The following is a 12,350-nucleotide window of genomic DNA, read 5'->3' as shown; positions in this document are numbered from 1 at the left end:
ATTGGGTGTCTGAGACATGGCGTGCTCCTTGTCTGTGGCGCCCCTTGCCAGCTTCGCTTGCTGGCGGGGCAGGAGCACGGCCGGACCATCCCATTAACGAACATCGGGTCGCAGCGTCTGAGGTCGATTGGCTGCCCCGCCCCAATTAGGGGATGAGCGTCGCCGGCATTGGTCCCGTTGGCAGCAGGATAAACTGCTGCTGCTGCTGCTCCCTTACCATCACCAAGAGCGCCAGTATGATTGCAACGACTGCCAAGAGTCTGGCCATCTAATTCTGGTCAAAACATGCATGCTGAGGAAATCAGCACTGTGAACATGTCGACGTCAAACTCGTGCTCCAAGCTCATTCCGAACCGCCCAAGCCACTCGTCCTGAGCCAGATAGGCCGACTTCTCTCGCGCCCTCGGGCATTCAAACGTGAGCTTGCCGAGATTCTGGAGGTGATGGACCATTTCGTGGACCAGGATCGATTGGTCGGCTGGTGAGGTTCCAGTCCAGTCATCCGGGAGCAGGATCGTTCTTGACTTGTCGTTGTAGAGGGCGACGACCTGACGCTGCCCTGGTTGATTTAGCTCGTCGTGGTTCGTGAGACCCTCCGAAAGGGCACCGTCTCCGGCCCGCATCGTCGCAAGCTTCATCCTCGACGCAAATTCGACGGCGGGACGTTCTTTGATGGCAGGCAGATCGAAATTCGAGGAGAGCCAAGTCACAATTTCATCCAGCAAGTCTTCCGCAGTTCGCGTAGCGTCGGCACGCAGCAGAACCGAAGGTGACTCGGGAACCGCACTGGGCGCTAATCCATCATCACGACAATAGGCTTTGGATGAAACCGCTAGCGTTAGAGAGGCCGTGACTGCGAGCAAAAGAAATTGTCTGAACATGAAAACCTCCTCAGAGGTTGTTCGAAACAGAAATTTTCTTCAAAAAAGTCAGCCAGCAATTGAATTGCTGGGAGCATAGCATTCCCTTCAGGAGACCTTTGTGATCTGCCTCTCGCTTAGCGCTTTTTCGAATAGATCACTGATTGGTCATCGAATTCATCAGTCGGAAGCTTGCCGGCGCCGGCTGTGAGTTCTCCGATTGACATCGCGTTGGCGGACGCTGCGGGACGATCGGCAGAGGACGAGTATGACTTAATGGTGACTGCGGTGGTGGCGGCAGCAAGGGAGGGCGACAGCCACAAATCCGGAAATCCTCCGATGCTTCGTCATGGGAAACCTCCGTTCCCCCACTCCACAGAGGTGGGTCCCGGAAATGCTGCAAAGGTTCAATTGGATTTCAATTGGATAATGAATCGATAAGGGTCAGAAGTAGTGCACTTCTGGGAGCAAGGCGGCGCATGGTCCGCAGTTGGGCCCAAGGCTGACATGGAGCCATGCGGCTTCGAGTCATCTACTGTGTGACCCAAACCAGAAGTTCGGGGGACCACCGCAACTCGTCACTAAGAAGAACATATGATTTAATTTGTTTAAAAACGTGATTTAATTCTAACAACGAAACGTTGTAAGTCATCAAGACGCGTCTCCGCACCAACCTGCAAACCGCGAGGGAGGGGCACATGACTGTTCTCTTTGGCGACACGACTGGATCACTCGAAGCTCGCCAGCACGGCGGAGCCCAAACACTGGTCGGTTCCGATCCCACGAACACGCTGTTCGGGGACGCTGGTCTGGACTTGCTCGGCCGCGCGATCGGCGGCGACGACACCTTGCTGACTTCCGGCTCCGGACAGCTGTTTGGTGATGCGGGTGAAAACATTTCGGCCCATGCCCGCGGCGGCGACGACACGTTGTCTGCTCAAATACCGGATACCATTCTCGTCCCTGGCGAGGCTTTCACTTTGGATATGTACGGTGATGCTGGAGGCAACATCTCGGACCGGGCCATTGCCGGCAATGACATCCTCAATGTCGGATTACCCCTGGCTTTTACGCCTGGAGTGACAGTGAATATCTATGGTGACGCTGGCGAAACATTGTCCGGCCAAGCTCGCGGTGGCGATGACAACTTTGATGTTTCCGGCGGTGGGCAGCAAACAGTCACTATATATGGCGACGCGGGCGGAAACATGTCCAATCGTGCCATCGGCGGTAATGACACCTTCGTTGGTCATATCGGGCCGAATGGCACTTTTGTGTTCTATGGAGATGCCGGCGGCAGCTTGTTCGGGGATACCCACGGCGGCAATGACAGATTCACCGCGAGCGGATTCGAATACAACAATTATCTCTATGGTGACGCCGGAGGTGACATGGCCGGCCATGCGACCGGGGGCGACGATAGTTTCGCTGTGAGCGGGATTAATCCTTTCAATTTCGTCTTTGGCGACGCCGGCGGAAACATGTCCGCTTCCGCCATCGGCGGGAACGACACGTTCAATGACTCCAGCGACGCAACACCCGCTGACCGAAACGTCTTTTCCGGCGATGCCGGCGGGAACATGTCCGGTTTGGCGTGCGGAGGGGACGACACGTTCAACAAGACCGGCTTAGGGGGAAGTACGTTCTATGGCGACGCCACGGGCGATATGTCCGATCGCGCGCACGGCGGCGATGACATATTCCAGGCCTCAGGCGCGCAAGACCAGAATGTCTTCTACGGCGATGCCGGCGGCAATATGGGTGATGAGGCCGTTGGCGGCAATGACACCTATATCGGCGGCAACGTATTTTCTCATCTCGTCAATCAGGCCTATGGGGATGCGTCGAGCATTTCGGGCGACGCGCACGCCGGCAATGACACGCTGGTCGGCGGCAATGATCCGAATCCGCATCCGGCAGGCAGCTACGAGACCATTCTCGTCGGCGATGCCCAGTCCATGTCCGACGACGCACGCGGCGGCAACGACACCCTGGTTAGCGGCACCGGCAACGACGACATCTGGGGCGATGCCCAGGTCATGCTTGGCCTGGCTAGCGGAGGAAACGACACGTTCGCGTTCAATTTCGACAACGGCCACGACAAGGTCGAGGATTTCGGGCAGGGACTCTCGAATCTGGGAACCGATCACATCGATGTCTCTGGGCTCGGTATCGAGAACTTCAGTGATCTGAGTATCTCATCGTTTGAGTTTGCCACGCACGAGAGCACGATCACGTTCGGTCCTGACAACGACGTAGTCGTGCATAGCGAGCAAGCACTCAGGCCTGAGGATTTTATTTTCGCGCCACATCAGTACGATTTGTTGGCCTGAGCCGATACTCAAGATTGCCCGCACACTGGACATACGTTTGCAACCTCGTGCGCTACTTGCAGCGCCGCGTTGCAATCGTCAGCCGAACGGAAGGTATCGCCGGAATCGACCAGTTTGAGTGGCTGTCTGCCTGATGAGCGATCGTGAGCAGGCGCTAGCTGGCGCTACCTCGGAACACCTTCGCAAATGTTTCGAGTTCATTCACGTTCAGATCTGAAATCGCGACATACGATCGCTCACGGCCCGACCATCTGATCATGTTGAAGCCATTCTCCGCCCGCCAATCGAATGGCAGGTCGAGCTGATCACGCCCGGAGATTTCGGTCAGACTGATCACGTGCTCGCGTCTGCGATATACCAGGGTCGACAACGGAGTCCTGCTGATGACATCAACGCGTCCGCCGACAAGTTCGAAGCCTTGAGCAGCAAGATCGACGACCCGTGGCGATTGGGTGATCCGTCCGTTGAACCAGGGCTTGACCGTATGCTGGTCCGAAGAAGCAACATCCGTGGGCTGTGCTGCCATCAGCGAGCGGAGGTGGGCGTCAAAGAGTTCGGCTACCACGATCTCCTGTGGCGCGGTCGCGCGGAGTGCAATTCCAGTCAGGGTGCTTGACAGGGCAGCCACGACCAAGATCGATGCCGCGATCTTGGCCCAATTGGGCATTCGTTGTCTCGTTTCGAGCGCAAAGGTGGCCTCGATCCGCGATCGCAGTCGTGGCGGAATCGTCTCCGGCGGGAATTTCTCGGCCAGCACTTTCTTCAAGGCGGCGATTTCATCTGCGAGCTTCCGCAAGTCGGGCTCGGCTGCGATCTTGCGCTCGACTGCGAGCGCGGCCATAACGTCGAGTTCCCCGTCGATATAGGCGTGAATGAGATGCACATCATGGTCGTCGGAGAGTGGCATCAGCAACTCTCCTGCTTCATTCGTGCAATCAGCTTGTGGCGGGCTCGCGCAAGCCTCGACATCACCGTACCGACCGGGCTACCGGTGATGCCAGCGATTTCGCGATATTCGAGTCCCTGGATATCCCGCAAGACCAGTACTTCCCTGAATTCGGCCGGCAAGGCCGCGATGGACGCCTCGAGTTTCGCCGCATCGGCGGCGGCAATTAGCGCTGCTTCGGGCGATCCTGCTGCATCCACTTCGTTTCCCCGCTCGACGGTGAAGCGATCGCTCTCGCTCAGCTCGTCAAGGCCGACCAAAGCCGCGGCCTTTTTTTCCCTAAGCAAGGTGAAAGCGGTATTCCTCACTATCGTCAGCAGCCAAGCGCGTGCATTCGGTCCCGAGAACCGCGGCAATGCGCGGAACGCCCTAATGCACGCCTCCTGCACGACGTCCTCGGCGTCTGCACGGTCGTGCATGAGCCAGCGCGCAAACGCATGCGCATCGGCCAGATAGGGCGCAACGACAACCGCGAATTTCCTCCTGTCGTCGTTAGAGTTCAACCTCGTCCCCTGTCTAATGAACTCAAATATGGAACCAAATATTCCCGGTCATCAGAAAAAAGGTGGACGCTTGCTGCCAGCGTCCTCCAAAGAACAAGCAGCCTCGCAACTCGGTGCATCAGTCGCAGCAGCAGCCAACCTCATCCAAATGGACCATTCGCTGCAATTGAGGCGCCGCGATGAGATCATCGCATCCCAGCGCGCGATGGCTCCTGCTGGATAGTGTACAGCGCCAATCCGCTTGCTGGATCGAGGCGTAGCGGGAACGGATTACCTGTCGCTGGAATCCAACGGCACGAATAGACTCGAAAACGTCGCCGTTTATTCCAATCGACGAAGAAAAAAGATTTCTGGTAGCCACCGGGAATTTTTTCGCATCGGGCCAAGTTAACTGAACATCGGTACGCTTGGGCAATTCGAGCATTCGCTCAAAGGAACGCCAATGGCGGCGGTTAGTGGAATCGCGCGAGCTGAGAGAGACGTGCCGTTGTGGTTCAACCCACACCACTCTGATCCCGACATCCGTCAGCTCGACATTGGGCAGCTTCCGTCGGTGCAGGCATTTCTGTCCAGGCTCGATGCAGAGACCCGTTGCCGCCGGTTTGGAGCGCCGCTCTCGGACGCGGCGCTCGATCTGCACGCGATCACCGCGCTCGAAAACGCTGAACTCATGCTCGGAATCTTCTCTGAACAGAGGCTTCGCGGGATGCTGGAGCTTTATCGGCAGGGCGGCTCGAGGGTGATGGAGCTTCTGATCGTGGTCGAGGGAGCATCTCGTCGGCGTGGAATGGGTCGGCACCTGCTGAATGCGTCGATGCTTCAAGCGTTGGATATGGATGCCCGAAGCGTTGATCTTATCTACACGAGCGACAACTGGCCGATGCGAAGGCTCGCGCAAAGGGCGGGAGCTAGGATCGATCTTGCTTTTGGCACGTTCCGTGCCCGGATCGATCTTGCGCAGAAGCCAATCATCACAAGACATTTGAGAATACCCATTGCCGATGACTTGCCGGAAATCAAAGGGCAGCGCGGGAGACAAATTTAGCTCCTTCGCTTTCCGGAGCCATATGAGCTGGTTCACAGAAGAGCGAACCAGATACTCAGGTATTGGAGTGCAGAAATGACTTTGGCAGATTACTCGTTTGGCGCATTCGCATTTTTGAACACAGCAAGGCTATTGGGCTATTTTCCCCAGATCGTGCGCGTTCATCGCGACAACAACGGCGCCAAGGCTGTTTCAGTCTTTACCTGGCTACTGTTCTCCGCCGCAAACATTGCGACTGTGAGCTACGCGGTGATCGTCTCGCATGATGCCGCGATGGCGACCATTTTCGCGCTTAACACGTTCGGATGCCTGACCATTGTTGGTCTGACGATATGGAGGCGAGCGGGGATCCGCAGGACGGGGACTGATGATGGAGCGTCACATGATCGAATATCTGGAGCCTCATCGGAGAAAATACCTCGACGAGCTAAGTCCCGTAGACCGCAAACTGTGGCGCAGATGGCAGATTGGCTGGTCTTTAGCCTACTCCGCCGTTCTGCTCGTTCTCATCGGCGTAGGGTATCTTCGGGCTGGACCCAAGGACACCGAGATCGCGCAGTCTAGCTCGCCAGGACAGCAGGCGCAGATCGCGCGATTTAGCGGATCGAAATAAGTTCGCGCGCCAACCCCGAACCAGCGTTCCGTGCGAACTCACTTCTCCGCAATTATTGCCACGCGAAAATTTATTGTTCCAACAGGGAGTAATTGACATGACGATGACCGATCGAATCCAAAACACTTCCTACGGTCCAACGGCTCGCAATTACGACGGCTTGATCCTCCTCGGATATGCAGCGTTCGCTGTGCTTGCGCTCGCCGCAATTTATTTCGCCGCAGCAGGTCCAGGTGTGGCCGACGGCGATCTTGTGGCGGCGGTCGCCATGCCATGACTTGAACGGTCGAGCTCTTGGCCGATTGATTGCGGAGTTTTGCCGGGAAGGTCGAGCACGCGATGCTGAAGGAGGACAGCTCTGCGCAGCAGCGGCATAGCGTGTCGAAGACGCGCGTGTTGGCGCGCAGCGCGTCCCGGACACGAGCGTGCAAACGAAAACGGGGCCCGCAAGGGCCCCGCAAAAGTTTTCAGCGTTCCGCGATCTTACTTGATTTTGGCTTCGCGGAATTCGACGTGCTTGCGGGCCACGGGATCGTACTTCTTCTTGACCAGCTTGTCGGTCATGGTGCGCGAATTCTTCTTGGCGACGTAGTAGAAGCCGGTGTCGGCCGAGGACACGAGCTTGACCTTGATGGTGACCGCTTTGGCCATGTTCTGAACCTCGAGAAATAGGGGAATCTGGAGCCGGCCAAACGGCCCGCGTTGGCCGGCAACCTAGCCAGAAACCGCCTGATGTCAAGGTTTCAGGGCCGGAAAACCGCTCAAATCGGCCCGATCAGGCCTCGAAGATGCGGTTTTTCGGCCGCGGCAGGCCCAGATTCTCGCGCAAAGTGGCCCCTTCATACTCCTTGCGGAAAATCCCGCGGCGCTGGAGCTCCGGGACCACCTTGTCGACGAAATCCTCGAGGCCGGCGGGCAGGAACGGAAACATGATGTTGAATCCGTCGGAGCCGCGCCCGACCAGCCATTCCTCCATCTGGTCGGCGATGGTCTTGGCGGTGCCGACGAAAGACAGTCCGCCATAGCCGCCGACGCGCTGGGCGAGCTGGCGCACCGTGAGCTTGTCGCGCGCGGCGAGATCCACCATGCGCTGGCGGCCGCTCTTGCTGGCGTTGGTCTCCGGGATGTCGGGGAGCGGACCGTCGGGATCGAAGCCGGAGGCATCGGTGCCGAGGATGACGGACAGCGAGGCGATGGCGCTGTCGTAATGCACGCGGCTGTCGAGCAGCGTGCGCTTCTCCCTGGCCTCGTCGACGCTGTCGCCGACCACGACGAAGGCCCCGGGAAGGATCTTGAGGTGTTCGGGATCGCGACCGACCTTCTCCATGCGGCCCTTGATGTCGGCATAGAGCTTCTGCCCGTCGGAGAGGCCACCGCCGCCGGTGAACACGGCTTCCGCGGTTTCAGCGGCGAGCTGCCTGCCGTCCTCGGAGGCGCCGGCCTGCACGATCACGGGCCAGCCCTGCACGGGCCGGGCGATGTTGAGGGGACCGCGCACTTTGAAGTATTTGCCCTGGTGGTCGAGCACGTGCATTTTTGACGGCTCGAAGAAAAGACCGCTTTCGACATCGCGCACGAAGGCGTCATCGGCAAAGGAATCCCAGAGGCCGGTGACGACGTCGTAGAACTCGCGGGCGCGCTTGTAGCGCTCGGCATGCTCCATGTGATCGTCGAGGCCGAAATTCAGCGCCGCGTCCGGGTTCGAGGTGGTGACGATGTTCCAGCCCGCACGCCCGCCGCTGAGATGGTCGAGCGAGGCAAAGCGCCGTGCGACGTGATAGGGCTCGTCGAACGTGGTCGAGCCGGTCGCGATCAGGCCGATCCGCTCGGTGACGGCCGAGAGCGCCGACAGCAGCGTGAACGGCTCGAACGACGTCACCGTGTGGCTGCGCTTGAGCGCGTTGACCGGCATGTTCAGCACGGCAAGGTGATCGGCCATGAAGAAGGCGTCGAACTTGCCCGCCTCGAGCTTCCGGATCAGCTGCTTGATGTGGCCGAAATTGAAATTGGCGTCCGGCCAGGCCCCGGGATAGCGCCAGGCGCCGGTGTGGATGCTGATCGGGCGCATGAACGCGCCAAGCTTGAGTTGCTGTTGTGCCATCGCCCGGTATCCGTTCTGGGTGTCGTTCAAGAGGACATAGGAACGAGCCGGAACTTCGCCATCGGGGGAGGCGGGAAGATTATTTTGTTTTTGGAAGAGCGTTCAGCATAAGCCTGTCATTCCAGCCTCGCGCTACGCGCGCCCCGGAATGAAGGCAGGGCTATCGCATATGGCCGGCCTGAGCGCCCGCCCCGTCCTTCGAGACGACCGCTCCGCGGTCTCCTCAGGATGAGGCTAAGCGGCATCGGCGCCCGTTGAGACGGCTACCGCGGACTCCATCCTCATCCTGAGGGCCCGCCCCAAAGGCGGGCGTCTCGAAGGATCGGCCACAACGAGATGAGCCCATATGCGATCGCCCTGACGGCGAGAGCCGCATCAGCTCAAAACATCCTTCTGCATCTTGCCGCCGTAGAAATGGAAGAACGGCACCGGCGCGTCGTGGCGGAGCGGGCCGGTGGCAAGGCGGGTGTCGAGCTCGTTGAGCACGTTGCGCGTCATCGGATGCAGATCGGCGAGCGGCTTCGAGCCGAGCTCGACCCAGACCAGCTCGACCAGCTCCGCATCCGCATGGATCACGCCGTCGACGCGGTGTGTGATCGCGGAGGCATCCGCGGTGAAGAAGCGGGTGTCGAAGCGCTTGACGCGGCCGGGCGGGGTGATGGCGCGCGCGATCAGGAACAGGCCGGACGGGTCGGGCAACAGGCCCGCATCCGCGAACGGCTTCCAGGGGCCTTCGAGCTTCGGCACCTTGCCCTCGATCCTGCGCCCGAGGCAGAGGCCGGTCTCCTCGCAGGCCTCGCGGATCGCGGCAATGGCGAGCGATTTTGCGCGCGAGGCCGGCGTCTTCGGGCTGCCCTTGGCGAGACTGGCTTCCAGCTCGGCGGTGATCGGTGCTGCACACGGCACGCGGTAGTCGGCCTTGTCGACCCGGCCGCCGGGAAAGACGAATTTTCCGGGCATGAACACCACCTTGTCGTGGCGCTTGCCGACTAGCACTTTTGGAATGGCACCGCTGCGATCGACCAGGATCAGCGTCGCGGCATCCTTGGGGCGGAAATAGGGATGGTGGTCGGCTTCCTTCGCCTCGTGGACCTTTGGCTTCTCCGCCTGCGCGATATCCGTCATTTCCTCACCCGAACTAATTCTCGATGATCTTGCCTACACAGGCGGAATACCATCCGGAGGATTGTCGTCAAAGCCGTGCATGCGCAGAGCCCATTGCAATCCGACCACGGCGCCCTTGACCGGCTGCAGCAGCGCGAGCGAGGCGACGAAGGTGAAAGGCAAATAGGCCGCAAAGCTGAGCCACACCGGCGTCGTGTAATTGGTCTCGATCCAGAGGATGCTCGGCACCACGATGTGGCCGACGATGACGATCACGAGATAGGCCGGCAGATCGTCGGCGCGATGCGGCGTGAAGTCGAGGCTGCAGACCGAGCAATGGTCCGCCGTCTTCAGGAAAGCGCGGAACAGCTTGCCCTGGCCGCAGCGCGGGCAGCGGCCGAAAAAGCCGTGCTTCATCGTAGCCCAGAGGTCGCGCTTCTCGGCGAGGCCGGTCTCGCGCGTCCAGATCTTCGGGACCGTGTTCATCGCTACCACGCTTTCTACCAGGCCTTGCCCTTTGCGCCCTTGCTCTTGCTTTTGCCCTTCTTCGCCTTGCCGGATTTCTTCTCCGGCTTGCGCTTGTTCGGGCTGCGTCCAGGATGCGCCTTGAACGAGGGACGGCGCTGAGGACCGGATTGCCTGCGGTCCCGCGGCGCGGTCTCGCCGGACGACGACAGCAGCTCGAAGCGCAGCGCGCCTGCGACCGGCGCTGCCTCTATCAGACGCACGTCGACCACGTCACCCAACCGGTGCATGGTGCCGCTGCGCGTGCCGACCAGCGCGTGGCGGCCCTCGTCATAGTTGAAATATTCCGTGCCGAGGGAGCGGATCGGGATCAGGCCGTCGGCGCCGGTCTCGGCCAGCTTGACGAACAGGCCGGCGCGCGTGACGCCGGAGACGCGGCCCTGGAAGCTCGCGCCGATACGGTCGGCGAGATGATGCGCGATCAGCCGGTCGACGGTTTCGCGCTCGGCCTTCATGGCGCGCCGTTCGGTTACCGAGATATGGGCCGCGACCTCACTGAGGGTTTCCGGCGTCTCGCTGTCGGGCAGCGCCCCTTCACCGAGGCCGAGCGCGCGGACGAGGGCGCGGTGCACGACCAAATCAGCATAGCGGCGGATCGGCGAGGTGAAATGCGCGTAGCGGCGCAGGTTCAGGCCGAAATGACCGTAATTCTCGGCGGAATATTCCGCCTGCGCCTGCGCGCGCAGCACGACTTCGCTCACCAGCGGGAAATGGTCGTGGCCTTCGAGCTGGGCCAGCACGCGGTTGAACAGAGCGGGCCGCAGCGCGCCGCCCTTGGCAAACGGCACATCCAGCGTCTGCAAAAACTCTGCGAGCGCGTGGACCTTCTCCAGCGTCGGCTCGTCGTGCACGCGGTAGATCAGCGGCAGCGACTTCTTTTCCAGCATTTCGGCTGCCGCGACGTTGGCGAGGATCATGAACTCCTCGATCAGCTTGTGCGCATCCAGCCGCTCCGGAACGATGACGCGATCGACCGTGCCGTCGCTCTTCAGCAGGATCTTGCGTTCGGGCAGGTCAAGATTGAGCGGATCGCGTTCATCGCGGGCGCGTTTGACGCAAGCATAGGCGGCATAGAGCGGCCTCAGGATCGGGTCGAGCAGGGGCCCTGTGGTGTCGTCCGGCCGGCCGTCGATTGCGGCCTGCGCCTGCGCGTAGTTCAGCTTGGCCGCCGAGCGCATCAGGATGCGGTGGAAGCGGTGCGAGCGCTTGCGGCCGTCCGGGCCGATCACCATCCGCACTGCGAGTGCGCCGCGCGGCTCGCCGGGCACCAGCGAGCAGAGATTGTTGGAGATGCGTTCGGGGAGCATCGGCACGACGCGGTCGGGGAAATAGACCGAGTTGCCGCGATCGAGCGCATCGCGGTCGAGCGTCGTGCCCGGCCGCACGTAGAAGCTGACATCGGCGATGGCGACGTCGACGATGAAGCCGCCCTTGTTGTTCGGATCGGGATCTGGCTGTGCGTGCACCGCATCGTCATGATCCTTGGCATCGGGCGGATCGATGGTGACGAGCGGCACGTCGCGCCAATCCTCGCGGCCCTTCAGATTGGCCGGCTCCGCCGCTTCCGCCTCGCGTTCGGCCGCGGGCGAGAATTGCAGCGGGATGTCGTGGGCGTAGATCGCGATCAGGCTGATCGCCTTCTCCGACTTGACCGAGCCGAGCTTCTCTTTCACCCGCCCCGAGGCCAGCCCAAAGCCGCGCGAGCGGACGATGTCGATGCTGACGAGGTCGCCGTCCTGCGCGCCCTGTGCGTCGGCCTTGGCGATGTTCAGCTCGCGATCGGCGAACTTCTTGTCGACGGGGACGAGCCGGCCGCCGCCTTCGGGCAGCTCGCGGAACACGCCGAGGATGCGGCTCTTGGCCTTGTCGATGACCTTGATGATGCGGCCGCGATAGGCCGGACCTTCGGTCTCCTCCGAGCGCTCGACGTGCAATAGCGCGCGGTCGCCGACGCCGGCCGCCGTGCCGGGCTTGGGCCGGCGCGGCATCTCGATAATGATCTTGGGCGGCTCGCCGCTTTCGACCTCGTCCCATTCGGCCGGGGAGGCGATCACCTCGCCGTCCGCATCGCGCCCGGTGATGTCGGCGAGCAGCGTCGGCGGCAGGCTGTCGGGCTCTGAAATCTTGTGGCGCTTCTTTTTGACGACGCCGTCATCGGCGAGCTCGCGCAGCATGCGCCTGAGCTCGGCGCGATCGGCGTTTTTCAGGCCGAACTCGCGCGCGATCTCGCGGGTGCCGACGTTTCCGTGGTTTGCCTTGATGAAGGCGACGATGGCGTTCCGATCGGGAAAGCCATGGTCATTGTTGCGTTTCACTTAAC

At 60.8% G+C, this 12,350-nt stretch carries 13 protein-coding genes; 5 read left to right on the top strand and 8 right to left on the bottom strand.

Translation table 11 applies throughout. From position 1 onward, the window contains the following. Window positions 1–278: 278 nt before the first annotated feature. Window positions 279–881: a DUF6647 family protein gene (locus tag IVA82_RS05055; protein ID WP_247387840.1), complete on the bottom strand. Its 603-nt coding sequence runs from the start codon at window positions 879–881 to the stop codon at window positions 279–281. Window positions 882–1,558: 677 nt separating this feature from the next. On the opposite strand from IVA82_RS05055, the gene IVA82_RS05050 reads away from it, so the two are divergent. After that, window positions 1,559–3,193 carry a hypothetical protein gene (locus IVA82_RS05050; RefSeq protein WP_247387841.1) on the top strand — a complete coding sequence of 545 codons (1,635 nt, stop codon included), beginning with the start codon at window positions 1,559–1,561 and terminating at the stop codon, window positions 3,191–3,193. A gap of 154 nt (window positions 3,194–3,347) precedes the next feature. On the opposite strand, the gene IVA82_RS05045 is transcribed toward IVA82_RS05050, so the two are convergent. Both IVA82_RS05045 and IVA82_RS05040 read right to left on the bottom strand, forming a co-directional pair. Beyond that, on the bottom strand, window positions 3,348–4,034 hold the full coding sequence (locus IVA82_RS05045; protein WP_247387842.1) for an anti-sigma factor: 687 nt from the start codon (window positions 4,032–4,034) through the stop codon (window positions 3,348–3,350). Between the two features lie 65 nt (window positions 4,035–4,099). Then, window positions 4,100–4,642 carry a sigma-70 family RNA polymerase sigma factor gene (locus IVA82_RS05040; RefSeq protein WP_247387843.1) on the bottom strand — a complete coding sequence of 181 codons (543 nt, stop codon included), beginning with the start codon at window positions 4,640–4,642 and terminating at the stop codon, window positions 4,100–4,102. A gap of 28 nt (window positions 4,643–4,670) precedes the next feature. On the opposite strand from IVA82_RS05040, the gene IVA82_RS05035 reads away from it, so the two are divergent. The 4 genes from IVA82_RS05035 (at window position 4,671) to IVA82_RS05020 (ending at window position 6,577) form a co-directional block, all read left to right on the top strand. Continuing rightward, window positions 4,671–4,865, top strand: a complete 195-nt coding sequence (locus tag IVA82_RS05035; RefSeq protein WP_247387844.1) for a hypothetical protein — start codon at window positions 4,671–4,673, stop codon at window positions 4,863–4,865. A gap of 258 nt (window positions 4,866–5,123) precedes the next feature. Then, the gene (locus IVA82_RS05030) at window positions 5,124–5,687 is read left to right on the top strand and encodes a GNAT family N-acetyltransferase (RefSeq protein ID WP_247387845.1); all 564 of its coding nucleotides are present in this window, start codon (window positions 5,124–5,126) and stop codon (window positions 5,685–5,687) included. 382 nt (window positions 5,688–6,069) lie between these two features. Next, on the top strand, window positions 6,070–6,300 hold the full coding sequence (locus tag IVA82_RS05025; protein ID WP_247387846.1) for a hypothetical protein: 231 nt from the start codon (window positions 6,070–6,072) through the stop codon (window positions 6,298–6,300). A gap of 97 nt (window positions 6,301–6,397) precedes the next feature. Then, window positions 6,398–6,577: a hypothetical protein gene (locus IVA82_RS05020; protein WP_247387847.1), complete on the top strand. Its 180-nt coding sequence runs from the start codon at window positions 6,398–6,400 to the stop codon at window positions 6,575–6,577. A gap of 206 nt (window positions 6,578–6,783) precedes the next feature. On the opposite strand, the gene rpmG is transcribed toward IVA82_RS05020, so the two are convergent. From rpmG to rnr, 5 genes are all read right to left on the bottom strand, one after another. Further along, a complete protein-coding gene (rpmG, locus tag IVA82_RS05015; protein WP_007603295.1) occupies window positions 6,784–6,951 on the bottom strand; it encodes a 50S ribosomal protein L33 in 168 nt (55 codons plus the stop codon). 124 nt (window positions 6,952–7,075) lie between these two features. Then, the gene (locus tag IVA82_RS05010) at window positions 7,076–8,401 is read right to left on the bottom strand and encodes an LLM class flavin-dependent oxidoreductase (RefSeq protein ID WP_247387848.1); all 1,326 of its coding nucleotides are present in this window, start codon (window positions 8,399–8,401) and stop codon (window positions 7,076–7,078) included. Window positions 8,402–8,776: 375 nt separating this feature from the next. Further along, entirely contained in the window at window positions 8,777–9,526 is a 750-nt protein-coding gene (locus IVA82_RS05005; RefSeq protein WP_247387849.1) for an NUDIX domain-containing protein, read from the bottom strand. A 33-nt stretch (window positions 9,527–9,559) separates the two neighbouring features. Beyond that, window positions 9,560–10,000, bottom strand: a complete 441-nt coding sequence (locus IVA82_RS05000; RefSeq protein ID WP_247387850.1) for a DUF983 domain-containing protein — start codon at window positions 9,998–10,000, stop codon at window positions 9,560–9,562. Window positions 10,001–10,005: 5 nt separating this feature from the next. Beyond that, window positions 10,006–12,345 (bottom strand): ribonuclease R, encoded by a 2,340-nt coding sequence (rnr, locus tag IVA82_RS04995; protein ID WP_247387851.1) that lies wholly within the window; start codon window positions 12,343–12,345, stop codon window positions 10,006–10,008. Window positions 12,346–12,350: the final 5 nt, after the last annotated feature.

This window comes from Bradyrhizobium sp. 142 (assembly GCF_023074015.1).
Lineage (GTDB): Bacteria > Pseudomonadota > Alphaproteobacteria > Rhizobiales > Xanthobacteraceae > Bradyrhizobium.
This window is presented reverse-complemented; position numbering and strand designations above follow the sequence as displayed.

Bases quoted from the DNA above. Each gene is read 5' to 3' on its own strand.
- IVA82_RS05045 (WP_247387842.1), bottom strand. From the start codon at position 4,034: ATGGCCGCGCTCGCAGTCGAGCGCAAGATCGCAGCCGAGCCCGACTTG.
- IVA82_RS05055 (WP_247387840.1), bottom strand. From the start codon at position 881: ATGTTCAGACAATTTCTTTTGCTCGCAGTCACGGCCTCTCTAACGCTA.
- IVA82_RS05025 (WP_247387846.1), top strand. From the start codon at position 6,070: ATGATCGAATATCTGGAGCCTCATCGGAGAAAATACCTCGACGAGCTA.
- IVA82_RS05005 (WP_247387849.1), bottom strand. From the start codon at position 9,526: ATGACGGATATCGCGCAGGCGGAGAAGCCAAAGGTCCACGAGGCGAAG.
- IVA82_RS05035 (WP_247387844.1), top strand. From the start codon at position 4,671: ATGGAACCAAATATTCCCGGTCATCAGAAAAAAGGTGGACGCTTGCTG.
- IVA82_RS05010 (WP_247387848.1), bottom strand. From the start codon at position 8,401: ATGGCACAACAGCAACTCAAGCTTGGCGCGTTCATGCGCCCGATCAGC.
- rpmG (WP_007603295.1), bottom strand. From the start codon at position 6,951: ATGGCCAAAGCGGTCACCATCAAGGTCAAGCTCGTGTCCTCGGCCGAC.
- IVA82_RS05050 (WP_247387841.1), top strand. From the start codon at position 1,559: ATGACTGTTCTCTTTGGCGACACGACTGGATCACTCGAAGCTCGCCAG.
- IVA82_RS05020 (WP_247387847.1), top strand. From the start codon at position 6,398: ATGACGATGACCGATCGAATCCAAAACACTTCCTACGGTCCAACGGCT.